We start from the raw sequence: 25576 nt of genomic DNA, 5'->3' as shown, positions 1-25576 counted from the left end.
ACATTTCAAAAACAGGCAGTTGCTATTTAGTTGTCGCCTACATATGTATAACTAAGCTAGATACTATTGATGGTAAGGCGATAACAGCAAGCAAAGTAGCTATCGAAGCTGAGCTTAATCAACACTACCCCCACGCAATGCTAGAGCTATCATTAAAATAGCAGGCATAAAAAAAGAGCGCCCTGGGCGCTCTTCTCAATTCTTTTAAAAATTCGTTTAAAGCTTAAAGTATTTTGACGATTAAGCTTTTGCTTTCTCTTCCGCTTCTTGGATTTTAACTTTCCAAATTTCTGGACCTGTTACATGAGCCGACTCACCAGTGCTATCAACTGCAACAGTTACTGGCATATCTTCTACTTCAAATTCATAGATAGCTTCCATACCCATGTCTTCAAAGGCAACCACTTTCGCTTTTTTGATTGCTTTAGATACTAGGTACGCCGCGCCACCAACAGCCATTAAGTACACTGACTTATGGTTTTTAATGGTTTGACACGTCGCAGCGCCACGTTCGGCTTTACCTATTGTGCCTAAAAGACCTGTTTCAGCTAACATCATCTCAGTAAATTTATCCATACGTGTTGCCGTAGTAGGGCCAGCAGGACCTACTGCTTCATCACCAACGGCATCCACTGGACCCACGTAATAAATAAACTTGTTAGTGAAATCTACCGGTAATTTCTCACCTTTCGCTAACATGTCTTGAATACGTTTATGCGCGGCATCACGACCGGTTAATATAGTACCGCTAAGCAATACTGTTTCACCGGTTTTCCACTCGCTAATGTCGATTTTAGTCAATCCGTCAACATTAACACGACGAACATTTTCGCCTACTTCCCAAGTGATTTCTGGCCACTCTTCCAATTTAGGCGGTGTTAATACTGCAGGGCCTGAGCCATCAAGATGGAAATGAATATGACGAGTAGCAGCACAGTTAGGTATCATAACCACAGGTTTAGAAGCCGCATGGGTAGGTACTGAGTTGATTTTCACATCAACCACGGTAGTTAAACCACCTAAACCCTGCGCGCCGATACCAAGTTTGTTAACACGCTCAAAAATTTCTAAACGTAATTCTTCTTCAGCGTTTTCTGGACCACGTTCAATTAAATCTTGGATATTTACCGGGTCCATTAAGCTTTCTTTGGCAAGTACGCCCGCTTTTTCAGCCGTTCCACCAATACCTATACCTAACATGCCTGGTGGACACCAACCCGCGCCCATTGTTGGCAACATTTTAACGACCCAATCAGCAATAGAGTCTGATGGGTTTAACATCACCATTTTAGTTTTGTTTTCACTGCCGCCGCCTTTAGCCGCAATCATAACTTCAAGACCAGCGCCTTCGACCATATCAATATGGACAACCGACGGGGTATTGTCTTTAGTATTTATACGCGCGCCGGCAGGATCTGCAACGATAGAAGCGCGTAAGGGGTTATCCGGATTTAAGTACGCACGACGTGTACCCTCATCAATCATTTGTTGTACGGTCATATCAGTTTTATCCCACTGAACTGCCATACCGATTTTAACAAAACAGGTAACTATACCGGTATCTTGACAGATTGGACGTTTACCCTGGGCTGACATACGTGAGTTAATCAAAATTTGTGCTATTGCGTCTTTCGCAGCCGTTGATTCTTCTTTGTGATAAGCTTTTTCTAGTGCCTGAATAAAATCAATCGGATGATAATAAGAAATATATTGCAGTGCATCTTCAATACTGTCGATTAAGTCTTGCTGTTTAATGATGGCCATAGTGCTCTCTATTAGCTGGAATATTCTTTAATACCCTTTAATACTGGGTAGTTGAAAGTTATAATAACTTGATTGTATATATTAACCTGCTATTGAAAGTGCTGCCAGTCCCTTATTACTGATAATAACTATTTAATTAGCGAATACTTAAGTGAAAAAAGTCTTGGTCAACTCAACTGAAAACCTATTTAACACCGCTTTCCAACCAGTCTCAATTACGGTTAAAGAACTTCCGCTGAAAAGCGGCACCACAGCAGAAGCTATTTTTAGCCCTATTGCTCATCAACTCTGGGCAATGTGGTTAGACTCAGGCAATAGTGAGCATGTAGATAGTCGCTTTGATATTTTAGTGTGGCAACCTATTGCAACATTGACCACACAAGGTGATAGTACCGATATATGCTTTACAGAGAGTAGTGAAGTTGAAACAAGTACTGAAGATCCATTGCTATTACTTAAAGTCCTTCAGACTAAATTATTTAATACGCCCGATAGTAGCCATGAATTCCTGCCCTTTTTAGGTGGTGCTTTAGGTTATTTTGCTTATGATTTAGGTCGTCGCTTTGAACAACTACCCAGTAATGCCAAGCAAGACATTAACTTGCCAGATATGGCAATTGGCTTTTACAGTCAGGCGATCATTTTTGATAAGGTCTCGGAAAAATTCTATCTAATTTGCCCTGATGAGCAACGCAATGATATTGAAGCATTAGTCCATGAAAGCCTTACTGCAACTGAGCCTTCAACAAATAAAGCTGCATTTAAACTTACCAATAACTGGCAAGCCAATATGGATAAAGCCAGTTACATAGAAAAATTCAATCAAGTGCAAGATTACTTATTAAACGGTGATTGTTACCAAATTAATTTGGCCCAGCGCTTTAGTGCCCAGTATCAAGGTGATGAGTTTGAAGCTTACTTAGCGCTAAAGGCAGCAAACAAAGCGCCATTTTCGGCTTTTATTCGTTTAGACAACGCTGCTATTTTAAGTGTCTCGCCTGAGCGATTTCTCCGGTTATGCCAAGGTAAGGTACAAAGTAAACCTATTAAAGGCACCATGCCGCGCAGTAGCGATAAAATACAAGATGCTAAAAATGCTGAAATATTAAGGCATTCAAGCAAAGATAATGCTGAAAACTTAATGATTGTTGATTTACTGCGCAATGATATCAGTAGAAGTTGCCAAGCAGGCTCGGTAAAAGTACCGAAACTTTTTGATATTGAAAGCTTCCCTGCGGTGCACCACTTAGTCAGTACTGTTGAAGGTACACTCTCTAGCGATAAACATGCCACGGATTTACTGCGTGGCGCCTTCCCCGGCGGCTCTATCACTGGTGCCCCTAAGATTCGTGCCATGGAAATTATTGAAGAATTAGAGCCGCACCGCCGTAGTGTTTATTGTGGCTCCATTGGCTATATTTCAAATTGTGGCACTATGGATACCAGCATCACCATTCGCACCTTAATTTGTCAACCAAGTGACAACTTAGCAAAGACGTTCAGCAAAGAGAGCAAAACCATTTATTGTTGGGCTGGTGGTGGCTTAGTCGCTGATTCAACCGCGATGAGTGAATACCAAGAAACCTTTGATAAAGTTAATTGCATATTACCAGTATTATCAAAGCTCAATCAGGTGTAGGCTTAAGGTGTAATTTTAAGGTGTAGCCTTAAGCTATATCTTTACTAAAGCCTTTTAAAAATACTAATAAGTAGTAACGCCAATGACCAAAGATGAATTTTTATTACGTTTTAATTTATTGCAATTGGCCGAGTCTGAGCATAATTACCAACATCATTTACCACTTCGTTCCGCCGCGGTACTTATCGCTTTAGTCGAATCTGAAATCGATGGCAGCTTACAGGTATTATTAACCAAACGTGCCAGTCATTTAAAACATCACCCATCACAAGTAAGTTTCCCTGGCGGCAAGGTTGAGCCAGCAGATGCATCATTAATTGATACAGCCCTTCGAGAGGCTTTTGAGGAAGTTGGTTTATCTCGTCAAGCCATCACTGTAGTTGGACAATTACCGCCTTATGAAACTATTAGCGGCTTTCATGTAACCCCTATTATTGCCATAGTCGCCAGTGCACAAACTTACCAAATGGATAAAAATGAAGTCGCTGAAATATTTCAAGTGCCACTACAGCATTTTTTGACCACTAATGACCATCATGTTTTTGTTGCCAGTAAAAATGGTAAACAACACAAGGTGCATTTTATGCCCTATAAACACTACCATATATGGGGTGCTACCGCGGTAATGCTCAAAGATTTAGTTGCTCATATAAACTAGCAGCTAAATTAAAATTCACAGTAGATTTCCTGTGTTAGCGTATTTAGTTATCAATTAGTCGATTATTTTGTTTCTTTATTTGATAACTTTCAGCTAAAATTACCACCAACAAAAAACAATCGACAATAATTCCACTATTCCAATAAAAAACAACAATAATTCGGAAGTATATATAAATAACCATATTTTATATTGCACAGTCCCTTTAATACCGAGCTTTAGCTTGAGTATTCTTGGGTCTATAATTAAAGAATAGTGTGAATTATACCAAGTAGATTATTCCACTTGGTATTAAATAAGCAGAGCAAAGGTAAAAAAGTATGATCAGTGTATTTGATATGTTTTCTATTGGCATAGGTCCATCAAGCTCACATACAGTGGGTCCGATGAAAGCGGCAAAACTTTTCGTTGATGCGCTAGTTAAGCAAGAATTATTAACTAAGGTCGACCGAGTAAAATGTGAACTGTTTGGCTCATTAGGACAAACCGGCATTGGCCATGGCACAGGTAAAGCGGTTATTTTAGGCTTCACGGGCGAAACGCCTGAAGGCATTCCTGTTGAATCAATAGAAACTATTTTAGCGGAAGTCGTTAGCAGCCAAAAAATATCACTTAATGGTACTCATGAGGTTAATTTCCCCAAAGATGACGCCATTATTTATCATAGGAAGAAAACGTTACCTGCTCATGCTAATGCCATGACCTTATATGCTTATCAAAATGACACCTTATTATTAGAGCAAACCTATTATTCCATTGGTGGTGGTTTTATTGTTGAAGCATGTGATTTTGAACAAGAAAAAGATAAAGCGCTCTCTTTACACTCCAATATTAAGCGACCACATGTTTTCAGCTCAGGTGATGAGTTATTAGCTTTGGCGAGTACTAAAGGTTTAAGTTTTAGTACTATCATGATGGATAACGAAAAGTGCTTAAACGATGAAACGACAATTCGCACTAAACTGGTCACCATTTGGCAAGCAATGAAAGACAGTGTTGAGCGCGGTATGAACACAGAGGGCATTCTACCTGGCGGTTTAAAATTAGCTCGCCGTGCCCCTGCGCTCTATCGCTCTTTGTTGGTAGAAAGATCTACCGATCCTCTGACCGCTATGGATTGGGTCAATTTATTCGCCATGGCGGTAAATGAAGAAAATGCTGCGGGTAGCCGAGTGGTTACTGCACCAACCAACGGTGCCGCCGGTATTATTCCAGCAGTATTATGTTATTACGATAAGTTTGTAAAACCGGTTTCGGATGATGACTGTGTTCGCTATTTATTAACCGCTGCCGCTATTGGTATTTTATATAAAACTAATGCCTCTATTTCTGGCGCTGAAGTTGGCTGCCAGGGTGAAGTAGGTGTTGCTTGCTCAATGGCCGCCGGCGCATTAACTGAAATTATGGGTGGTACGCCACCGCAAGTAGAAAATGCCGCTGAAATAGGTATGGAACATAACCTAGGTTTAACCTGTGACCCAGTTGGCGGCTTAGTACAAGTACCTTGTATTGAACGTAATGCTATGGGATCGGTAAAAGCAATTAACGCTTCACGCTTAGCTCTACGAGGTACTGGCACACAAAAAGTTTCTTTAGATAAAGTTATCAAAACCATGTGGGAAACTGGTAATGATATGAAAACTAAATACAAAGAAACATCACGTGGTGGTTTAGCGGTAAACATTATCGAATGTTAGTTGAGTGTTAGTCATTCCCTGCTAAACATTGCCTTAGTTTGAAACATTCATTTAACGCATCAAAAAGCCCGAGCAAGTAATACTTGCTCGGGCTTTGTATTTAGCGCTTTTACTTTATACCATTAAGAACTAAAAGTTATACTGGTAACCAACAGAAAATATTATTGGGGCTTTTTATTAATCTAACTTAATTACTCATCGTATGACACTGCTTGGTACACTCCTTGTTACTAAGATGTAATGTTCTTCATTTCGCCGAATAATAAATAGTTATGCAGCTTTATCAAGCTCAATACTTTTCTTTTCTGAACTGGTTGGGTAAGTAAATAATACTCGTAGCTTAGCTTTGAATCCTTGAGCCTTACCCGCCGTTTTAAACATATAAAGCCACTGATGAAAGCTAATAACAAACGGATTGTTTGATTTGATTTGGCCAATGATACCGTAACGACAAGAGCCATTTGTTTCCGAGTTTTCTTCCACATAAGTGCCAAAGAGCTTATCCCAAATAATTAATACACCGGCAAAGTTTTTATCTAAATAGGCTTTATTAACGGAATGGTGGACCCTGTGATGTGAAGGGGTATTAAAGACTTTCTCAATCCATCCTAGCTTATAAACAATTTCAGTATGAACAAAAAACTGAAATGCCAAGTTAAGTGCCACTACGGTAAAAACAGTATTAGGATCAAAACCAATAATTATCATTGGCAGCCAAAAAATCCACATCCCTGCAATTGGGTACATCAAAGATTGCCGAAAGGCGGTGGAGAAGTTCATTTTAGTCGAACTGTGATGCACCACGTGTGCGGCCCACAACCAATGGATATGATGTGACGCTTTATGAAACCAATAATAGAGAAAGTCTTGTAATAAAAAGGCGATAAAAACCGTTGTTAAACTCAGTGTAATATCAAAGATGGCAAACTGATGTAACCAATAAAAAAACGGCATCAACAATAATAAAGCGATGGCATCTGAGCCTTGATGCATTAGTGCTAGGGCGGTATTGGTCAAACTATCTTTAATGTCATAACGATTACGATGTTTAACAAACTCATAAATAATAAAGGCTACAAATATTGGACTTAATGCCAACAAAATTATTTCAATACTCATGTAGACTCCCCTGTTGAAGATCCTACCTTTAAAGCGCCTGCCGTTGCAGAATGCTCGACGGAAAAGTGCAGGGCTAATTTTTTCATGGCATTAACAATATCGCGCTCAACAAAAAACTTTAATAAAAAGTCTGGTAACCACTTAGGACTATTAAACTTAATAACATAATCAAGTTGTGTGGTTTTATTATCATCTGCAAGCGGTGTTAGCCGAATATCGCCTTGATGATCTGATACTGGCCAGTTACCCACAATGCGATAGCAAATATGCTCAATACTTGCGCTAATAATACGCTCTTCGAATACTATTTTACCGATAGAGATTTGACGAACAGCACCCTTTCCCCCCACTAATTCACCATCACTCTCGCTTTTTACCCGCTTAATTTTGGCATTAAAAAATCGGTCTAACTTTGAATGTTCTAATAACGCTTGGTTTACTTGCGCTACTGGGGCTAAAACTTGCTGTGTCACGTTAATGGTTATCATAAGTCTCATCAAATAATTCGAACAGGCGTTTAATTTATTCAAACAGAGTTACACTAAAACAACAAGTGTTTATTTTTTATCCTTATAGCTGACGTTCAGGTATTTACAGCAAGTCGTCATCTTCGAAGTGTCCTGTCGAAGATCCAGTTCTTATACACTTAGATTCCCGACTATACACCTAGGGAATGGCACTGGGAATGCCTATATCTAGGTAACAAAAAAGCCCCAATATGTTTCCATATTGAGGCTTATTACTTTCCGCAGCTGAATCAATAAACCTGCTGTTTAACCTGTGCGATAGTTAGCTATTAAGCGGCTTTATCTAACACTGCCTTAGCATCATCCGTATTTGGCTTAAGCCATACTACCTTTTTAGTTGGTTTCGCGAAGTGACTCACCAAGCCAATAAAGAAAATAACCAGTAACCAATAAAGCGTGCTGTAATCTGTTTCTACCGGCTCAGATTTCGCCTGCTCTTCTAGCTTTTGACCAGAAACTTGTTCAGTTGGTTGGCTTGCTGCTTCTGCTGGTGGCGGAACTTGTGGCTGCGCTAATGCTTGAGCCAGCGCTTCTGAGAGTGGCATCATGCCAAAACCAACCGCGGCTGTATCCATATACTCATTGAATTTTACATTGTCAGTGACAACATCAAATTGCGTGGCAAGTTCTGAGTAAGTTTCTACCATTTTCTTGATAGTAGCTTCATCTGCATCCCAGTAACCTTTACGAACTGCTTCAAGCATACGTTCAATGATTTGCGCTAAGCTTGTCGCGTTGTGTTCTTCAAAGAATTCACGCATATCCATTTGGTATTTATCTTCAACATATACTTCGAAGAACTCTTGCCATTGATCATCACGTATCGCTTCAGGCGTCATCACTTCCCAGCCCCACATGTTGTTCATGCGATCTAAGATAACCGTTGCGCCGGCATAACCAGAGTCTTGCATGGCTTTAATCCAACGTGGATGGAAATAACGACTACGCATTTCTTGGTTCACAAACTCAGCTAATGTTTGTACTTTTAACTGATCTTTTTTACGCAAGTTTGATACGTACATTTCCGGCGTTTTACCATCTAAATGACGTACTGCTAGCCCAATGCCACCAAAATATTGGAACGGGTCATCGTTAGTCATTAAGGCATAGAGGTTGGTTGAACGTGAGAAAATAACAGCCTCAGTACCTGAAAGTACTTTTGAATATAAGCCTTGGCCTTCACCTAAAGCATTAGCAACATTTTCACTCCAACGTTTTTCGTCACTGCCATAAGCAAAGCCCATGCGGTCAAGATAAAGATTTGCTAATTTATCATCAGTTTCCCAAGTATCCGAAGCTAGTGAGCTACCCGCTAAGCCAGTACCATAGTTGCCGGTTTCATTAGAGAAAATACGGATAGAAGATAAGTAATCAGCATCTTCTTCTGACTTGCCTTTTTCAAGTAGTTCTGCCTTTAAAGCCGTTGCGTGGCGATAAACAAAATTATTGTCTTCTTTCATCTTAGCCACTTTATCAATGGCTTTTGCTATCCATAACATCACATTAGGAAAAGCATCACGGTATAAACCTGTGGTTGAAATAACTACATCGATACGTGGACGTTTAAGCTCGCTATAAGGAATAACGGTCGTACCAACAACATGTCCCTGATGGTTCCACTTAGGTTTTAAACCAAGGGCATGGAGAATTTGCGCTTCTAAAGCACCTTGATGACGCATGGTTTCTAATGACCACAGCGAGAAGGCTAACTTTTGCGGAAATTTACCATGCTTTTCAACGTAAGCATCAATGGTTTGGTTCATTAAGATAACACCAGCATCGTAAGCTTCTTTTGAAGGTACTTTTGCTGGGTTAAAACCAATAAGGTTACGACCGGTTGGCGCAGCTTCTGGGTTACGAATTGGGTCACCACCGTAACTGGTAGGAATATAGTTAGCCTCTAGCGCAAGTAATAAGTTTTGTGTTTCAGCTATGGCTTGGAAGTTATGCCAATAGGTTTTGGCTACCGTTAAATCCGCGACTAGTTGCTCATCTAGATCAATTACAGTCTCAGGGTGCTCTATATAGGCTTTTAATAATTGAAAACCTTCTAGAGCAGGTAGCTTTTTAACATTACGCTCATCAAACTGCTCTGCTTTTGCAATAGTCATATTATGCTCTTGCTCATATTCTGCAGCACGGGCAGTAAAATCATCTCCTAACATTTGTAACATGGTAGTAAATAAATGCGCATCTTTTGGCAAATCCCCAAAAACATGCACACCTAATGGTTGGCTCATTTGTGCCAAGGCATTTAAGTGATCTTGTAGTTTAGCAATATACTTATCAAAATCAGCTGCCATGGTCTCTGGCTCAATGGCTAAATCTTTTAACATATTTAGCTCTTGTGCCATAACTATTATGCTAGCTTGAGTATTCGCTTTAGTTTTACCTTCAGATAACATTAAGTAATTGTTAATTTTTTCACTCAATGTTGCTACTTCAGTATATAAACCTGCTTTAGCAAAACCTGGCGTTAAGTGACTTATCATAGTCGCTCGACCACGACGCTTAGCCTGCATCGCTTCACCAACGTTATCAATAATATAAGGATAAAATACCGGTAAGTTTCCTAGGGCTAAACTTGGCGCATCATACACTGATAAACCACGTTCTTTACCTGTTAACCACTCTTGGCTACCATGCGTACCCAAATGAATATAAGCATCTGCACCAAAAGTTTCACGGGCAAATAAGTAGATGGCTAGGTAGCTGTGATTAATCGGTGTTTTAGTGCTGTGGTATAAGTTGGCATGTTCTTGGGCATCTTCACCACGCACGCCTTGTGGCATAACAATCATATTACCAAGGTTCATTCTTGGGATAACAAACGAAGGTATTGTTTCGCCGTTAATTTTAGCTTGTCGTAACATGCCACTTTCTTCTGGCTTGCCCCACCGTGCAACAATAGGTTGAGTGACATTTTCAGGTAACGCATTGAACCAATTAAGGTAAGTGGTTAATGGCATGTATTCAGCTAAATCTAGGGCAATTAACTGCTCAGCATCTTCACCACGGTAATAGGGACGTAATAACTTACCTGCTGACTCAATGATTTCTTTATGGCCTTTAACATCAACGTTATAGCCTTTTTCTTTCATTGCTTTAGCGATATTTTCAATTGACGTTGGTACATCTAAAAAGGCAGCACCAACATTTTTCTCACCTGGAGGGTAATTCCAAATAAAGGTCGCTATTTTTTTCTCGCTGTTTTTTATGTGAGCAAGATTGGCGTGATTATAGGCACGCTCAACTAAAGCAGCTAACTGATAATCAATAACAGTTTTAACACCTTTATTCTTGCCGGTACCGTTCGCGGCAATAATAGTCGGATCAGCACTACCAGTATCTTCTGGCATTACTAAGAAAAATGGCGTTAATGACGGCGAAATCCCGGCATTATCTTGCTCAAAGCTCGCTTGGTCGCCTTCGGTATAATTAAGCGCATGTAATACTGGCACACCTAATTTTTCAAATTCGCCGCGACGTTTAGCAACAAAATGCAATGAACGGTAGTTGATCAATAAATCAACACGGCTTTTAGTCTTTGTCCCAGTAATGGTATTTGCAACACTGTCTGAGCTTTCAACAGTCAATAAATCAGTAAAGTCCATTGGCTGGTCTTCACCTTCAAAAAAATACGCTAGCGCTTTTGCGCCCTTGGCTTCAAGGCCTTTGATCAGTGCATCAACAATTTGTTGTTGCTCATAATCAACGACGCTGCGGTGAATACCAATAGCAATCACCGGTTGATTATCGGCAATATTTAGATGATCAAAGAAGGCTTCTTCATCACTCGTCACCAGACCGGGGAAATCATAATGATATAAACCGACATTTGGCACAATGATTGGCGCTTTGGCGCTAACGGTCGATAGATTTAAAAAGTCATTGGCAAGATAAACCATCAAATTACCATAGTTATCACGACCGGCATTATTGTAGTAACTGGCAATGTTTTTAGCTTGCTCACTTGGTAAACCTTGGTTCATGTTAGCATTATGCAAATCACCCAAGGAGATAACCGGCACGGTAGGAAATTGCTTTGGGTAACCTTGGTATTTGCCAAACATATATTTAGACAAAGCGGGATTGATACCATCAAGCATAATTAAATCTGCTTTTGACCAAGCCGCTTTAATGTCTTCGTCCGATTTACCCTTGGTTGAATAATTAACTAGCTCAAACGGTTGGTCTTTGGCTAATAATTGTAATAAGTCACCTTTAGGCTTTGACGCGTGAGATGACATCATCAGTAATACTTGCGGCTTACTTTTGGTATTAGTTGGCTGATTATCTAGCTTGGTAGCTGCTGCAATACTAACATTGGCCAAGCACATTAGTGCTAAAGCCGTTAGTATCGATAGTTGTTTTAGTATTTTTTTTATCATTATGTATTTAAGCTATTTAGGCTTATTTCCTTGTTGTTCTTTGCCATTTTCAGGAACATAAACAAAACTGCCATCGGCCATGGTATAAGCAACACCAGCACGCATACCTTCACCTGATCCTACTTCGCCAGTTGATTTGTATTTTTTAATTTCTTTGCCTTTTTTAACAATGATTTCCATATTGGGTTTACCGGGATTTTTTATTACCGTGACATCATCACTGGAAAAGGTGCTCAAAGGATTTTGCGCCAAAGCGATTAACAAGGCGGCAATGATCACCAAGAACACATCAACCAAATTAACCGCACTAAGAATAGGGTTTAGCTCTTCATCTTCATCAAGAAAGCGCATTATGCGTTGCCTTTAATTTTTCGAATGTTAATTAATTCAACGGCACACCAGCGTTTTTTCACCGATGCAGGCCAAAACGTTAACGATGAAATAACCATGCCCCAAATAACGGCAGCAAAGGCAATAATCAAACTTTCACTTATACCTTGGATATTACCATCGGCTAGTGCTTGCAGTGCCGGTCCCATAGGGATCATGGTGGCGATCAAACCTAGCATGGGCGCAATTCGCGTCACTATGCGCAAATTTTCTAATTGCTTTAGCGCCACCACTTCTAATTCATCTTCACTGGCTTGTGGATTGTTAATAAAATAATTATGAATCGGATAACCATTATGTGTGGTCACCTTCGGCAAGTCTGCTTGGGAAATCTGGCGAACATAAGCCAACTTATTTTGCTTTCTAACTAAATACTGTGAGAAAAATCGTCCCAAAGCATATATGGCATAAACCACTAACGAACAAATTAAAATAATAACTGGCGTCATCAAAAATTCTGATGTTTGCGCCATGGTAACTTCTAAAGATTTAATATTCACTGTGCTAAGTCTCTCCTAAAATTTAAGCTAAACAATTGTACAACTCCCGTAACGAGTATTCAAACAATAATTATTATCATTATGATTAAGGTTGCGCTTAATGAATTTCACTCCTTATTAGACAAAAAACCAAATAAAACCCAGACCCTAAACGGTAATTATTCCTATTTAGGTTTACATTTGTATTTCCGATCTGTATGGTACTCGCCATAAATTAATAACAACCCAATTGATTACCAAACTGTTGTAGCAAGTAACAATTTTTTAACTCGTTAACATGCACTAACACTCTTGGTAAGCAGACTTATTAGGAATACACCATGTTTATGCCCAAGCGCGCCCTGCTAGCCACCGCCATTTCAACAGCCATTTTTGTCGCACCATCAAGTTATGCTGAAGGTAATGTCTATGACACTGTTCATAGTGACTTTGAAAGAATTGTCATTAGTGGTACTAAAACAGAAAAGCCGCTAAAGGATGTTGCAGGTAGTATCTCGGTAATTACTGAGCAAGACATTGAAAGACAGCTGGTTACTGATATGAACCAGTTATTTAAATATGACCCAAGTGTGCAAGTAACTGGCAGTACTGGTGGTGCACAAAATATTATCGTCCGTGGTATGGGTGGCGATCGTGTCTTGATGATCAAAGATGGCATGCGCATGAACGAGGGGTATGGCGCTAATGGTTTAAATGACATTGTTGGTCGTGGCTTTATCGAAACCGATACTTTAAAACAAGTAGAAGTAGCTAAAGGTGCTTCTTCTTCGCTTTATGGCTCTGATGCCTTAGGTGGTATTGTGGTATTCACCACTAAAGATGCTAGTGATTACCTTGAAGAGGGTGAAACCTTTGCTGGTAATGTTAAGGCTGGTTACACCGATGACGGTAAACAAAGCCATATTGGTACTACTTTTGCCCTAGCAACGGGTGATTTCGAGCAAGTACTTAACTTGAACTATCGCAGCGGTGAAGAGACACAAAACTATGCAGGCACTAAACCTTCCCTAGACATTGAATCAACCAGTATTTTCTACAAAGCAAAATACAACTTCAATGAAGATACCTACCTTAGCTTTACGGCTGACATTTGGAATCAAGATGTTACTGGTGATGTTGCTTACGGTCTATTAGGTTACTTTAGAAATTTTAAAGATTATAACATTGTTGATGAAAACAGTGAAAGTGAAAAAGATAACCAGTCCTTTCAATTGCGCTTTCATAGTGAGTCAGCAACTGCCGTTTATGACATGCTCAATATCTCGCTATATGTAAATAGCAGTGAGCAAGAAGATGTTGAATATGGTCAGATAGATATTGCTGCCAACCCGCACTCGCCAGCAGAACTTCGCGATATGTGGAAAACCTCGGTTTATAAACAAGAGACTGTCGGCTTCTTATCAAATGCAAGTTTAGCGTTTAATGATATTCACACTATTGGTTATGGTTTAGATGTTGAACAATCAACTTCTAGTCGTACAGAAAACAAACTTTATTCGGTAGAAGGTACGCCAAAAAATGGTTATCCGAAAGAAACTGATAAATTCCCAGAGACTGACGTTTTCCGTGCTGGCTTTTTCATCAATGACGAAATATCCCTATTAGATGGCAATCTTTTAATTACCCCTGGTGCTCGTTTTGATACTTACCAAATGGATGCTAATGGCGCACTAAAAGAAGATGGCAAAGCTTACCAAGACTTTGATGAAAGCCATGTTTCATTAAGCATTGGCGGCCTATATAAGTTTACCAATACTATTGCCGGTTTTGTCCAATATGGTCAAGGCTTTAAAGTACCTGCTTATGACTTAGCTTACATTGAGCATGATAACTCAATGGCTGGTTATAAAATTGTCCCTAGTGATGACTTAGCACCAGAAGAAAGTGACAATTTTGAAATTGGTTTACGTGGTCATACAGGTGATTTTTTCTTTTCAACGGCAGTTTATTACAGCACGTTTGATAATTTTTTAGAGACAGAAGTTATTGGTCATGAAACCATTACTGACCCATACACAGGTCAAGATATGATTGTAGAAATCAATCAATACCAAAATATTGCCTCAGTGACACTTAAAGGTATTGAAGCATCGGTACGTTATCACTTAAACGATAGCTTCTCAGTGTTTGCCAATGCCGCATACCAAGATGGAAAAAATGATGTCACTGGAGAATACTTAACCAGTATTTCACCACTTTCAGGCATTACCGGTGTTAGTTATGAAGTTGACGCCTTATCTGCTGAGTTAATCCTTAACTGGGCTACTCGCATGGAAAAAGTAAACGAAGGCCATACGGACGTAGCCGGCTATGGCACGGTTGATTTCTTAACTAGCTACCAAGTAAGCGATGAATTTAGAGTTAACTTAGCAATAACCAACATTACTGATAAAGAATACGTCAGATTTCTAAACGGCGCTGGCCACAAAGATATTTCGACTTTATCAGATGTTACTGAAGCTGGTCGTGGTTTCTCAGTTTCAATGCGTTATGATTTCTAGCAGTTGAGTTAATCCCAGCTTAGTTAATTCCAGTTGAGTTATGCTCTGTATAGTGAATACGCTATGGATAGTGAATAAGTAATAGTGAATTGCTCAATACTGATGAATATAAAAAGCCAGCATCCGCTGGCTTTTTTGATAGCTTAACAATTGCTATTAATGATTAGCTTTAGATACTTTTGCTGTGCTAGCTCTTCCCTAAAGGTATAGCTCTAGTGGTATAGCTCGGCATCAACTTCCTGTCCTTTTTCAGGACGCGGTACAATTTCAAAGATTTCATCAAATTCAACCAAGGCACTGAGTAATTTGTTTAACACTTCTTGCTGACCTTCTAGGCCTGCTTTTTTACTGGCGAAAAGCGCTTTTAATGTCGTTTGTTTTAAGATGGTTTTAGTGACATCGCTACGGTTAATATACAAGGTTGCATCCGCGACTAACGTTTTACCTACCTTGATGTTACTTAAGTTACCGTTAGACATTTCAACAAAAAAACTTCTTTCGTATCAGGTAACACGACATTTAAGGTAAACGGTGTGTGTTGTGCTTTTACCGAATCTACTCGTACTGCCATAAAATCCAATAAGTTTTCAATGGTCATTTCAGCTAATACATCTGCAGAGGCTGTTTTTGGATTACCAGGTAAAGTACCCACACGTAACTCTTGCGCACCAGTTAAATAGGTATTTCTCCAGCCCGCACTTTCAGCTTGATAACCGAGTTGCTCATAAGCGTCTGCTAATAATTTACGCGCTTCAATGTTATTTGGCTCAACTTGAATCACTTTGTTAAACGCTGTTGCGACAAACCGGTATTCACCTTTGGCATAATCAGCTTGTGCTTTAATTGACTAGTTAATGACTGATAAGTCTATGACTTGCTAGATAAATTATCACCCGAATAATTATGAACGAGCGGCTAGCACGACTTAGTTAAGTCTTAGCCCAAATGCACCGACAACACGATTAACTATTATCCTCGCCCTGCTCTTGCCTATATTCGTTGCCATACAACCAGGGCAAGTTGAAATATATGGATAAAACTAACCTATTGTTATCTGCGTTTCGGGATATCTTAAGCGTTTAATTCTTGGGCTTGCTAAAAAGTAAGCCAATGTTAACGGACCTAGCCGCCCGATAAACATAAGCGTGATAATAATTAATTCACCGGGCCCTGATAGGGAAGATGTTAAACCTCGAGAAAGGCCCACTGTTCCTAGTGCAGAAATAGCTTCGAAGACAATATCAAGAAATGGTGCATCCTCAGTTAATAACAGAAAAAATATAGCAATACAGGTTGCGGCAATAGAAATCATAGTTAAGGCAAGTGCCTTGGTAACCGTTTCTCGGGATACTTCTCGCTTATATATAGTTATGGTTTTATCTCTTCTTAAATAACTATACGTTGCTAAAATCAGTACAATAAAAGTTACCACTTTAATGCCACTGGCGGTACTTAAAGAGCCTCCGCCAATAAACATGAGTAGTAACATTAGCGCAGTGCTAGCATCCTCTAGCTGCTCTATTGGTAAAGTATTAAAGCCCGCAGTTCTTGTCGTTACCGCTTGAAACCAAGAGGCTAATAACTTACCTGATTCTGAAAGAGGTTGTAGCGTGTTAGGGTTATTATATTCGATACAATAAATAACGATAAAGGCAACTAAATTAATGACAATGGTAGCTAATATCATGGTCTTACTATAAGGGCTTAGTTTATCCCACGATTTTGACTTTATAGCTTCTCTCCAGACTGTGAAACCTAAGCCTCCTGAAATAAGTAGTGCACTGATGGTAAAATTTACCACGGGATCACTAACGTATTTGGACAGGCTTTGCGGTGATAAAGCAAAGCCTGCATTGTTAAATGCGCTAACGGTATAAAAAAAACCATGAAAAAGACTATCAGCCCAGCCAAGTTCATTACTCCAATAGATGGATAAAATCACAAAACCTATCATTTCTATTATCAGTGAAAACAACAGAACTGATTTAGCAACGCTCAGTATTGTTGAGGCATCTGTTTGATTAAAAGCTTCTTTGGCTACAACCTGCTGTAAAAAACCTATTTTCCCGCCAAGCGCAATAAGGGTAACAACAGCAAAGGTCATCAGTCCTATACCTCCACACTGTATAAGTATGGCAATAATAGTTTGTCCAAATAGAGTAAACGAGGTGCCCGTATCAATAATAACTAAACCGGTAACAGTAACTGCTGATGTAGCGGTAAACAGACTTTGTTCCCAAGTGATTGGCAAGTTTGTCGAAATTGGCAACATTAAAAGCAGCGTGCCAATAAAAATTAAGCATATAAAACTTCCGGCCAGAATAAGTGGCGGAGCAGCATTAACTTTTTGATGTACCTTGTTATTTCTTACAATGAAGGTTTTTGAGGGGTGCCATTTCATCATATCAATTAAATTAACCGCGGGGCTATATTTTCTAGTGTTGAACGTTTACCACATAAAATGAGTTTATCTTTAACTTTAAGCTGAAATTCCATATCGACTTGGCTAATGACCTGCCCTTCTCGTTTTACCAGTAACGGATTAATCTTGTCTTTTTCTGCAGCTAAAAGTTTGCCCAAATAAAAATCATGCAAGTTTTCTTTAATATCTATTTCAACAATATAAAGATCATTTCCTAATGAAATATAATCATTAACCATAGGATAATTTAGCGATTGAGCTACACGTATACCCATTTCTTCTTCAGGGTGGATAATACGAGAAACGCCGAGTTTAGAAATAATAGTATGATGAGGGATTGAGCTTGCCTTTACCCATATTTCGTTAACACCTATATTTTTTAAACACAGTGTGCAAAGTATGCTTGATTGCATATCTTTACCAATTGCTACTAACACAGTATCGCTATTGGTAAGGCCTATTTCCCTAAGCACTTTTTCATCGGTACAATCACAAATAATTATTTGAGTGAGTTTATCTACATATTTATCGGCAACCTTGGGGTTACTATCAATACCGGTAACAGTGTGTCCTAGGTGAATTAGCTCTAAGCAAGCAGATAAACCAAATACGCCTAAGCCTATTACTGTGAAATGGGCCATAACTAGTCTCCAAAATGGGATAATAAAAAATTTAACATTAACAAATAAAACGGTAACCTATGCCTGGCTCTGTTTTAATGTAGATAGGATCTTCGGCATCATCTTTAAGCTTTTTTCTTAAATGAGTAATTAAAACCCGTAAATAGTGACTATCGCCACTGTGGAATTCTCCCCAAATAGCAACCAGTATTTTCTTTTGAGAAATTAATACCCCGGGATTAATTGCCAGCAACAGCAATAATTGATGCTCTTTTTTTGTTAAGTGTATTGAAGTGTTTTTAATAAAAACCATTGGCTCAAAGGGTCTAATGATTAAGTTTTCAAAGTGCAATTCTGCCGGGATAGGCTCATATTGAATGTCTCTTAATAAAACTTTTACTCTGGCAATTAATTCTTTTATTTCAAAAGGTTTACTTAAGTAATCATTTGCCCCCGCATTGAGCAGTTTTACTTTTTCTGCTGCTTGATCTCTAGCGGTTAACACTAAAATAGGTATATTGCCTATTTTTCTTATCATTGTTAACACCGTGCTACCATCAATATCCGGTAAACCTAAGTCCAATATAATGAGGTTGGGCTTATCATTTTGAAAACATTCCAAGCCGGAACTCGCATCTCTGCAACCTAAATATTCAAACCCTTCAGCTGTTAAAGATATAGAAATAAATTGATGAATTTTTTCTTCATCATCAATAAGTAAAATTCTAGGCTTGTTCATTGCTATATTCCCATGGTAACGCAAGTTCAATGGTACAACCTTGCTGACAATCTATTACTGCGACCTTACCTTTGTGGGCATCAACAATGCCTTTAACAACGGTTAAACCAATTCCTCCCCCGCCTTTCCCTGAGTCGCCAATACGACTGGAATAAAAAAGATCGAATATTTGGAGACGATTTTTTTTAGGGACGCCTAAGCCACTATCTTTAATACGCACATAAAGCCACTGTTCATCACTCTCAACCTCAACGATCACTTGCTTTTCCTTAGGAGAATATTTAAGTGCGTTATCGACAATATTGTAAATTGCTTGCTCAATTAATGACTCTTGTATATTCAACTGTTTTAGACTGTTAATTTTCAGGATAATTAATCGTTTATCCGAAAAGCGAGCCTCAACTTTTTTAATTACCGGCCAAATTGACTGATAAACAAAAAGCCCATTACATTGTTTGCTTTTTAATCTTGTTAATTGCAGTAGGTTCTCAACATAATCATGCAGCCGATGACTCTCATCCAAGGCACTATTAATTAACAGTTGCTGATCTTGCTCTTTTATTTGTGCTTTATATTCTTTAAAGGTACTTAAAGAACCAATGATTCCTGCTAGAGGTGTTCTCAAATCATGAGAAACCGAAAGTAAAATATTTGAACGAATTTCAGCTTGTTTTAGTGCTTCACTTTTATCTCTATACCGTATTGAAAGCTCGCTCATCAATATAGCGACAATGATAAAGACAATACTATTAATAATGTCTTCAGCATTTATCATGTGAAAGGAATAAAGAGGCTTAGTAAAAAAGTAGTTAAATATCAGCGCACAACAAACACCAGCCAAGGTTGTGATGGTTTTGTTCGAAAAGATAGAAACAACGACAACCGCTAATTGTAATAAAAGTAACACGCCACTTTTAGGAAGGATAATAAGTGACAGCAGATAGGCTAACACTGAAAATAATGCCACTGTTGCGATAGAAAAAAAATAAACATACTTTTTATTTTCCATCACACGACTCATAAACGCCATATTTTACTCCTCTAGTGAATTAAATTGCTATTCTAATAAAGTTTTCACGCTTTCATCGTTAAATTTACGTTTAATTCAGTGTTAATTTCTCTTTCTATCATGCGATATAGTCGGAGGGTACAATTTATTTGGAAAGCTTAACTAGGCTATTCACTAGAAAAAGATCGATAAATAATCTGACACTTAAACACACTCCCTACGGACAATTATGCGCTTTTGCTTTAGGATGACAGTAACCTAAGCCAAAGACGTCCTGAAAGTAAGTGGTTCTAATGAGTGATAGCAATGATTAATACCAATAAGAAGGCTAATGAAGATAAGCAAGCGCACTGGGATTATATTTTTTCAGCTAAAGAAGATGCGGAGCTAGGCTGGTCTGAGGATGATTGTTCACAAACGCTGAGTTTTCTAAAGCATACCGCTATCTCTGCAAATTCAACATTATTCTTAGCGGGTGCAGGCACTTCCAAGCTAGTGGATGAACTGATAAAAACTGATGCTAATTTGATAGTAAATGATATTAGCGCCAAAGCACTTGAAACACTATCCCAAAGACTTAACACTACTCAATGTCAATATTTACACTATGATTTAGGACTGCCTTTTAATAACAATGTTAATAAGAGTATTGATGAGAACTTTGCTGTTGATGTCTGGATTGACCGCGCGGTTTTGCATTTTCTATTGACTGAAGAGCAAATCAACAACTACTTTGACAACCTGAAAAGCACCGTTAAATGTGGCGGCTATGTGCTTTTGGCTGAATTCTCCAACACGGGAGCTACACATTGCGCGGGATTAGCTGTGCATCAATACTCAGTGGATGAAATGCAAACAAGACTCGGTGATAAATTTGAGCTTATCGACAGCAAGGAATATATTTTTGTGAATCCTTTCCAGCAAGAAAGGCCTTATATATACGCCCTGTTTCAACGAATTAGCTAGACGTATTAGCTAGACCTATTTACTAAATATAAAGGTTGAGCGCATTACTTTAAGTACGAACTAAATGTACTAACGACATGCTATCACTAAAAGAAAGCAATAAAAAAGGCCAGCTGTTATCAGCTGGCCTTTGTCATTGACTCTTTGCACTTAGTTCTGTATTTTATTCAGTTCTGTCTTAAGCTATTTATTGAATTGCTACTCACAGTTCAATAAAAACTTTTTACGGCTACACTGCAAATGGATACTTAATCGCTTCGTGGCACTCATAACCTTCTACTTTAAAACATCCATAGTTACCCAAGTTTCTAATGACTTAATTTCTGGATTGATGATAATTTTTGGCAAGGGCATCAGGATTTACCTAAGCGTGGTATTGAAACGTAACAATAGTAGCCCTAAGTAACCTGAAAACTGGATAAGGATTGAACTAACTGCCCACCTTGCGATCAGATCTTTCGACTAAAAACGATTTGAAAGCAACAAAGGTGGGCAGATGAATAACTTAATAGATATATTTTGCGATGTCGATGACTTTTGTCATAAATTTATCCCTGTATGGGAGGCTGAATTAATCGCTAACGGGACCAAAAAACGAAGACGCCAGTCAAAGATGACCTTGAGTGAATGCATGACTATCGTTATTGCTTTTCACCAATCAAACCATAGAGATTTCAAGAACTTCTATATTGGTTTAGTTCAGAAGTACTGGCAACATGATTTCCCAAGTCTGCTAAGTTACACGCGTTTTTTACACAAAATGTCTTCTTTAATTGTACCTATGTGCGCTTACTTTCAGACGGTAAAAGGAAAGCCTACAGGCATTGCATTTGTAGACTCTACAAGCCTAAAAGTTTGCCACAATATCCGTATTCCACGCAATAAGGTCTTTGATGGTGTTGCCAAACGCGGGAAGGGAACAATGGGCTGGTTTTACGGTTTCAAGCTACATTTATTGATTAACCATGTAGGGGAAATTATTTCTCTGAAGATAACACCAGGTAATACAAACGATAGAACGCCTATTCCAGAGTTATGTAAAAACTTGTACGGAAAGCTTTATGCGGACAAAGGATATATCGGTAAAAAGCTTAATGAGAAGCTAGCGGCGCATGACGTTGATTTAGTCACTACCGTTCGTAAAAACATGAAAGCTAAGGCAATGTCAGTATTTGATAGGGCTATGTTATCAAAGAGATACATTATTGAAACGATAAATGATCAACTTAAAAATATTTCACAAATAGAGCATAGTCGACATCGTAGTGAGGCAGGTTTTATGTTGAATGTCATTTCAGGCATAGTGGCTTATTGCTTAAAAAAACAAAAGCCACGTATTAAGTTATCACCGAGTGAATTTGGATTAATGTCGATCTAGAAAAAGAGTCTTCTTAAGCAGATCTCAGGTTAATTAACGTGTTCAGATCATGTGCCTGCATCATACGAATATTGTGCGCTCAACATTTCAATGATTTCCGCATTGCTTTCGATGTTGTAGGTACGCTTTAGTCCACTACCTAGTTTTGGTTACTCTGAGTGTTCAGATTTGATCATTTTTATCATTGTTTGGGCAACTAGTGCTGAAGATAGATGGTTCTGGCCTGTGATGACTCGTCCATCAACTTCAACATGCACCTTATTTCTGTCGCTATATTTAAAGGAGCCACCGTGCCTTTCTACAGTTTCGGTAATTTTAAACGGCCATTGTTTAGAATAAGCCTTGTTGAAGTTTTCATATTCGTCAGGATACCCACTAATACGTTTGCCTGAAACCAGGTGCTTTCCACTTTTCAATTTTAAAAAAGCAATACCTGCGGTGCCGTGACACACGGAAGAAACAATACCATTGTGCTTTTCGTAAATATCCATGACTAGCTTTTGAATAGCAAGGTCTTCAGGAACACCATACATAGCACTACTACCACCTATGTAATGAACCGCTTTGTAGCTACTCGCTTGAATTTTATTAGGTGCTTTAGTATTTGCTAACGCATACATGAAGTCAGCATTATATAGGTACTTTTTCTGAGTGACATTTGAAGTGTTGATATACGACAGAGGAATAGCTCCCCCTTGAGGGCTAACAAAGTCAACCGTAAAGCCTGCGTCTTTAAATTCAGTATAGGCATTAACAATTTCGGAGAAACTTGCTCCTACTGGCAAGCTTGATGTACCATGAAATTCAGCATTAGACACAATAAATAATATCCGTTTTCCATGTTGTGTTGATGGTTTACCAATTGCCGTTTTACTGATGATTTTCCATTGGTTTTCTATCTTTTTCAGTAGAAATAAATCTACATAGCGTTGTTGTTTTTCAGGGATTATAATTTCTACTTTCGCAGTAGCAATCTCATCTGATATTTCTATATTCAAAATTTCACCAACACGTCCGGTAAACATGCCTGACTTATTTTTACTAAACCAACCGGCATAATCTTTTGCCGATACTCGCCAAATTGGTTGATTCTTTTTTTCCAAAAGTAAATTGGCATCGGAGTAGAAGGCTTTTGCAATTTTTTCAGGATGACTATAAGAAGTGCCTTGAATGTAATTTTCCAAAACGGTTGTGATTTGTTTATTATCAGAATTAGCCCAAACAGGCTTACCAAGTAAACCTATGAATAATGTGAAAATACCTAGTATTATGCTCGGAAGAGTTAGTTTCATTTTGTTTCTATGTAGTAGATTAAAAGTAAAACTAACGTTAACTTGTCATACAACTAACCACGGCAGTTATTTATAATTTCATAGTCTGTATTTATAATTTAGGATAAATTGTTGCTTTGTATTTTGCTGGCGTTAATGAAGTTACTTTCTTAAACGTACTATAAAATGTAGACGGAGAATTAAAACCACATTGTTCAGAAATATCATCCATATTAGGCGGTTTTTCTATACTCAATAAGGTTTTAGCTTCTGAAATTCGATACTCATTGATGAAGGTAGGGAAGGACTTATTAAAATTATCATTAAGTAATTGAGAAAATTTTGGTGTTGTCATACCTAAACGTTTGGCAATTTTAGGCATAGTGATCAATGAGTTTTTATAAAGCTCTTCTTTCTCCATTAAAAGACTTAGTCGCTGCAAAATGTCGGATGCTTCACCATCTTCTATTTTTTTATCTGAATACTTAATGTTTGCTTTTTTGTTACTTATTTTAAAAGCAACGAGTAAGCAGATAATAAGCAAAATAAAAGAAAACGACAATGCTCCAACAATATAAGATGTGTACGAAGCAGTATAGTAGGCAAACCAAATTAATAAATTACCTGTAAAAATGACCAATATCCAAACATCATCTTGTACTATTTTTTTTCTCTGAAAGAGTTCTTTTACGTAAGGGAAAATAATAATCGTTGATAGCACTATATAAAACAGCCAGACATAATTGATGACCTTATAAAAAACATTGCCCCACAATGATTCATACTGTGTATACGGATAAAGTATGCCAACTAGCATGGCAATAATAACTAGGCCGATTAAGTGAATTTTCCAAGAAACGCGTTGACTGTCCAATCGATTGAGATGACTACAACAAAAAAAATAAAGTAGAGGGCCAATCAAAAAACACGCCGATAAGCCAATTTGCAAAATATTCTTAGTTATCTCAGGATTAAAATAAAACAACACAGATTTCAACGTTCGAATACTGATCATTAATATCATCGCGGCTAAAAACTTATGGGCTATTTTTTTAGGCTTTGACGCAAATAAATATAAAGCAACGAAGATACCATTTATTGAACCTAGAGCACTTAATATCAAAATTAATTGGCTGTTAATTGTCATCGCAAGTTTTTAATTGAGTCGGTTAGATGAGTGATTTTGACAAATTTTAAAGTAAATATCACTATAATATTTGTAAGTTGTTAAGTTTTAAAAAACGGTTAATGATTAAAGTCGTCATGCTCCAAATAATTGATTGAGAGGCTATAAGTTTGTTTAACTCATTTCCTCCTGCCGATCATTGTAGTCGCTAAATCTCCTTTCAGCGATCAGTTGACCGTTAAAAGCAAGCAGCTAATATATTCAATACGCATGGCGTTAGTATTAATTATTTAATGATGAACGACCGCTGTGGTGGCATTTTTGCCAGTCAGGTTATTCGATTAATTGGTAATATTTATAGTCAAACAATGCGTATTTATATCTGTGGGGAACGTCCGCTATCGTATCTAAACTGCCCCTTAGTTGAGGTGACTTGGGTACATAAAAAACGTCCGCAATGTTAAGGTTTTCAGATATCAGCCAATACACAAAACCTATCAACAACTCTTCAACTGAAGGCTGATGTCTGAAAGGCTCACAATGAAGAAACCGCGGGAAGCTAGCGCTGTGCTATGGGGATTGCTCTGTTATCTTTTGGTCTTGGTGGGTAAAATACTTTATCAATATTAATTTACGTTGCTTCAACGTGTTTTTCACTGTGATATTTCTCCTAATGCTATTTTATTTTAGTCCTTATTCGGCAATTGTGGGTAAACCGAACAAGGCTAGCCCTTATCTCCATTTCCGATAATTTAACTTTTGCCAATCTGAACCACTAATTCAACATTAAGGGCGGTGCACGAGGCAAATACAAGTGCGGTAAGACTTCAGTGACTTCCATGCCTGCGCCACAGCAAGG

General features: G+C 38.3%; 19 protein-coding genes and 2 pseudogenes. 7 read left to right on the top strand and 14 right to left on the bottom strand.

Annotated elements, in window-relative coordinates; translation table 11 throughout:
- Nucleotides 1-240 precede the first annotated feature (240 nt).
- Complete coding sequence (locus HRT50_RS10760; RefSeq protein WP_291614249.1) at nt 241-1764, bottom strand: fumarate hydratase; 1524 nt, start codon at nt 1762-1764, stop codon at nt 241-243.
- 151 nt (nt 1765-1915) lie between these two features.
- Between HRT50_RS10760 and pabB the strand changes: the two genes are divergently transcribed.
- The 3 genes from pabB (at nt 1916) to HRT50_RS10745 (ending at nt 5758) form a co-directional block, all read left to right on the top strand.
- Complete coding sequence (gene pabB / locus HRT50_RS10755) at nt 1916-3403, top strand: aminodeoxychorismate synthase component I (protein ID WP_291614247.1); 1488 nt, start codon at nt 1916-1918, stop codon at nt 3401-3403.
- A gap of 82 nt (nt 3404-3485) precedes the next feature.
- Complete coding sequence (locus HRT50_RS10750) at nt 3486-4061, top strand: CoA pyrophosphatase (protein WP_291614245.1); 576 nt, start codon at nt 3486-3488, stop codon at nt 4059-4061.
- A 320-nt stretch (nt 4062-4381) separates the two neighbouring features.
- Complete coding sequence (locus HRT50_RS10745; RefSeq protein ID WP_291614243.1) at nt 4382-5758, top strand: L-serine ammonia-lyase; 1377 nt, start codon at nt 4382-4384, stop codon at nt 5756-5758.
- Nucleotides 5759-6028: 270 nt separating this feature from the next.
- Here the strand turns inward: HRT50_RS10745 and HRT50_RS10740 are convergent, their stop codons facing one another.
- The 5 genes from HRT50_RS10740 to HRT50_RS10720 form a co-directional block, all read right to left on the bottom strand.
- Nucleotides 6029-6877: a sterol desaturase family protein gene (locus HRT50_RS10740; RefSeq protein WP_291614241.1), complete on the bottom strand. Its 849-nt coding sequence runs from the start codon at nt 6875-6877 to the stop codon at nt 6029-6031.
- Complete coding sequence (locus HRT50_RS10735) at nt 6874-7365, bottom strand: SRPBCC family protein (RefSeq protein ID WP_291614239.1); 492 nt, start codon at nt 7363-7365, stop codon at nt 6874-6876. The genes HRT50_RS10740 and HRT50_RS10735 overlap by 4 nt, the downstream gene beginning before the upstream one ends.
- Before the next feature lie 308 nt (nt 7366-7673).
- The gene (cobN, locus tag HRT50_RS10730; protein WP_291614237.1) at nt 7674-11795 is read right to left on the bottom strand and encodes a cobaltochelatase subunit CobN; all 4122 of its coding nucleotides are present in this window, start codon (nt 11793-11795) and stop codon (nt 7674-7676) included.
- A gap of 12 nt (nt 11796-11807) precedes the next feature.
- Nucleotides 11808-12146, bottom strand: a complete 339-nt coding sequence (locus HRT50_RS10725) for a DUF2149 domain-containing protein (RefSeq protein WP_291614235.1) — start codon at nt 12144-12146, stop codon at nt 11808-11810.
- Nucleotides 12146-12685, bottom strand: coding sequence for a MotA/TolQ/ExbB proton channel family protein (locus HRT50_RS10720; RefSeq protein WP_291614233.1), 540 nt, complete (start codon nt 12683-12685; stop codon nt 12146-12148). Before HRT50_RS10720 ends, HRT50_RS10725 begins: the two co-directional genes overlap by 1 nt.
- 320 nt (nt 12686-13005) lie before the next feature.
- Here HRT50_RS10720 and HRT50_RS10715 point away from each other — a divergent pair, with 320 nt between their 5' ends.
- Nucleotides 13006-15186 carry a TonB-dependent hemoglobin/transferrin/lactoferrin family receptor gene (locus HRT50_RS10715; protein ID WP_291614231.1) on the top strand — a complete coding sequence of 727 codons (2181 nt, stop codon included), beginning with the start codon at nt 13006-13008 and terminating at the stop codon, nt 15184-15186.
- 212 nt (nt 15187-15398) lie between these two features.
- Here the strand turns inward: HRT50_RS10715 and HRT50_RS10710 are convergent.
- The 5 genes and pseudogenes from HRT50_RS10710 to HRT50_RS10690 form a co-directional block, all read right to left on the bottom strand.
- Nucleotides 15399-16030, bottom strand: a pseudogene (locus tag HRT50_RS10710) (alkyl sulfatase C-terminal domain-containing protein); the annotation flags it as partial.
- A gap of 195 nt (nt 16031-16225) precedes the next feature.
- Nucleotides 16226-17590, bottom strand: a complete 1365-nt coding sequence (locus tag HRT50_RS10705; RefSeq protein WP_291614229.1) for a TrkH family potassium uptake protein — start codon at nt 17588-17590, stop codon at nt 16226-16228.
- Nucleotides 17591-17595: 5 nt separating this feature from the next.
- A complete protein-coding gene (locus HRT50_RS10700; protein WP_291614227.1) occupies nt 17596-18249 on the bottom strand; it encodes a TrkA family potassium uptake protein in 654 nt (217 codons plus the stop codon).
- A gap of 37 nt (nt 18250-18286) precedes the next feature.
- Nucleotides 18287-18967, bottom strand: a complete 681-nt coding sequence (locus HRT50_RS10695) for a response regulator transcription factor (protein WP_291614225.1) — start codon at nt 18965-18967, stop codon at nt 18287-18289.
- Nucleotides 18954-19997 carry an ATP-binding protein gene (locus tag HRT50_RS10690; protein WP_291614223.1) on the bottom strand — a complete coding sequence of 348 codons (1044 nt, stop codon included), beginning with the start codon at nt 19995-19997 and terminating at the stop codon, nt 18954-18956. Before HRT50_RS10690 ends, HRT50_RS10695 begins: the two co-directional genes overlap by 14 nt.
- Nucleotides 19998-20282: 285 nt before the next feature.
- Here HRT50_RS10690 and HRT50_RS10685 point away from each other — a divergent pair, with 285 nt between their 5' ends.
- Nucleotides 20283-20942: a hypothetical protein gene (locus HRT50_RS10685; RefSeq protein ID WP_291614221.1), complete on the top strand. Its 660-nt coding sequence runs from the start codon at nt 20283-20285 to the stop codon at nt 20940-20942.
- A gap of 229 nt (nt 20943-21171) precedes the next feature.
- Here HRT50_RS10685 and HRT50_RS10680 read toward each other — a convergent pair.
- A pseudogene (locus HRT50_RS10680) lies at nt 21172-21293 on the bottom strand (thymidylate synthase); the annotation flags it as partial.
- Between the two features lie 145 nt (nt 21294-21438).
- On the opposite strand from HRT50_RS10680, the gene HRT50_RS10675 reads away from it, so the two are divergent.
- Complete coding sequence (locus HRT50_RS10675; protein ID WP_291614219.1) at nt 21439-22320, top strand: IS982 family transposase; 882 nt, start codon at nt 21439-21441, stop codon at nt 22318-22320.
- A 149-nt stretch (nt 22321-22469) separates the two neighbouring features.
- Here HRT50_RS10675 and HRT50_RS10670 read toward each other — a convergent pair whose 3' ends face one another.
- Both HRT50_RS10670 and HRT50_RS10665 read right to left on the bottom strand, forming a co-directional pair.
- Nucleotides 22470-23612, bottom strand: coding sequence for a nuclear transport factor 2 family protein (locus HRT50_RS10670; RefSeq protein WP_291614217.1), 1143 nt, complete (start codon nt 23610-23612; stop codon nt 22470-22472).
- A gap of 91 nt (nt 23613-23703) precedes the next feature.
- The gene (locus HRT50_RS10665; protein WP_291614215.1) at nt 23704-24738 is read right to left on the bottom strand and encodes an AraC family transcriptional regulator; all 1035 of its coding nucleotides are present in this window, start codon (nt 24736-24738) and stop codon (nt 23704-23706) included.
- A 272-nt stretch (nt 24739-25010) separates the two neighbouring features.
- On the opposite strand from HRT50_RS10665, the gene HRT50_RS10660 reads away from it, so the two are divergent.
- Nucleotides 25011-25181 carry a hypothetical protein gene (locus HRT50_RS10660; RefSeq protein ID WP_291614213.1) on the top strand — a complete coding sequence of 57 codons (171 nt, stop codon included), beginning with the start codon at nt 25011-25013 and terminating at the stop codon, nt 25179-25181.
- The last annotated feature ends 395 nt before the right edge of the window (nt 25182-25576 follow it).

It is taken from the genome of Colwellia sp. (assembly GCF_013215345.1).
GTDB lineage: Bacteria > Pseudomonadota > Gammaproteobacteria > Enterobacterales > Alteromonadaceae > Colwellia.
The sequence above is the reverse complement of the archived record's forward strand: the minus strand, read 5'-3'. Positions and strand labels throughout refer to the sequence as shown.

Coding starts and splice junctions, on each gene's coding strand:
- HRT50_RS10695 (WP_291614225.1), bottom strand. CDS start 18,967: ATGAACAAGCCTAGAATTTTACTTATTGATGATGAAGAAAAAATTCAT.
- HRT50_RS10690 (WP_291614223.1), bottom strand. CDS start 19,997: ATGGCGTTTATGAGTCGTGTGATGGAAAATAAAAAGTATGTTTATTTT.
- HRT50_RS10685 (WP_291614221.1), top strand. CDS start 20,283: ATGATTAATACCAATAAGAAGGCTAATGAAGATAAGCAAGCGCACTGG.
- HRT50_RS10735 (WP_291614239.1), bottom strand. CDS start 7,365: ATGATAACCATTAACGTGACACAGCAAGTTTTAGCCCCAGTAGCGCAA.
- cobN (WP_291614237.1), bottom strand. CDS start 11,795: ATGATAAAAAAAATACTAAAACAACTATCGATACTAACGGCTTTAGCA.
- HRT50_RS10705 (WP_291614229.1), bottom strand. CDS start 17,590: ATGATGAAATGGCACCCCTCAAAAACCTTCATTGTAAGAAATAACAAG.
- HRT50_RS10670 (WP_291614217.1), bottom strand. CDS start 23,612: ATGAAACTAACTCTTCCGAGCATAATACTAGGTATTTTCACATTATTC.
- HRT50_RS10760 (WP_291614249.1), bottom strand. CDS start 1,764: ATGGCCATCATTAAACAGCAAGACTTAATCGACAGTATTGAAGATGCA.
- HRT50_RS10715 (WP_291614231.1), top strand. CDS start 13,006: ATGTTTATGCCCAAGCGCGCCCTGCTAGCCACCGCCATTTCAACAGCC.
- HRT50_RS10665 (WP_291614215.1), bottom strand. CDS start 24,738: ATGACAATTAACAGCCAATTAATTTTGATATTAAGTGCTCTAGGTTCA.
- HRT50_RS10700 (WP_291614227.1), bottom strand. CDS start 18,249: ATGGCCCATTTCACAGTAATAGGCTTAGGCGTATTTGGTTTATCTGCT.
- HRT50_RS10725 (WP_291614235.1), bottom strand. CDS start 12,146: ATGCGCTTTCTTGATGAAGATGAAGAGCTAAACCCTATTCTTAGTGCG.
- HRT50_RS10740 (WP_291614241.1), bottom strand. CDS start 6,877: ATGAGTATTGAAATAATTTTGTTGGCATTAAGTCCAATATTTGTAGCC.
- HRT50_RS10750 (WP_291614245.1), top strand. CDS start 3,486: ATGACCAAAGATGAATTTTTATTACGTTTTAATTTATTGCAATTGGCC.
- HRT50_RS10745 (WP_291614243.1), top strand. CDS start 4,382: ATGATCAGTGTATTTGATATGTTTTCTATTGGCATAGGTCCATCAAGC.
- HRT50_RS10675 (WP_291614219.1), top strand. CDS start 21,439: ATGAATAACTTAATAGATATATTTTGCGATGTCGATGACTTTTGTCAT.
- HRT50_RS10660 (WP_291614213.1), top strand. CDS start 25,011: ATGATGAACGACCGCTGTGGTGGCATTTTTGCCAGTCAGGTTATTCGA.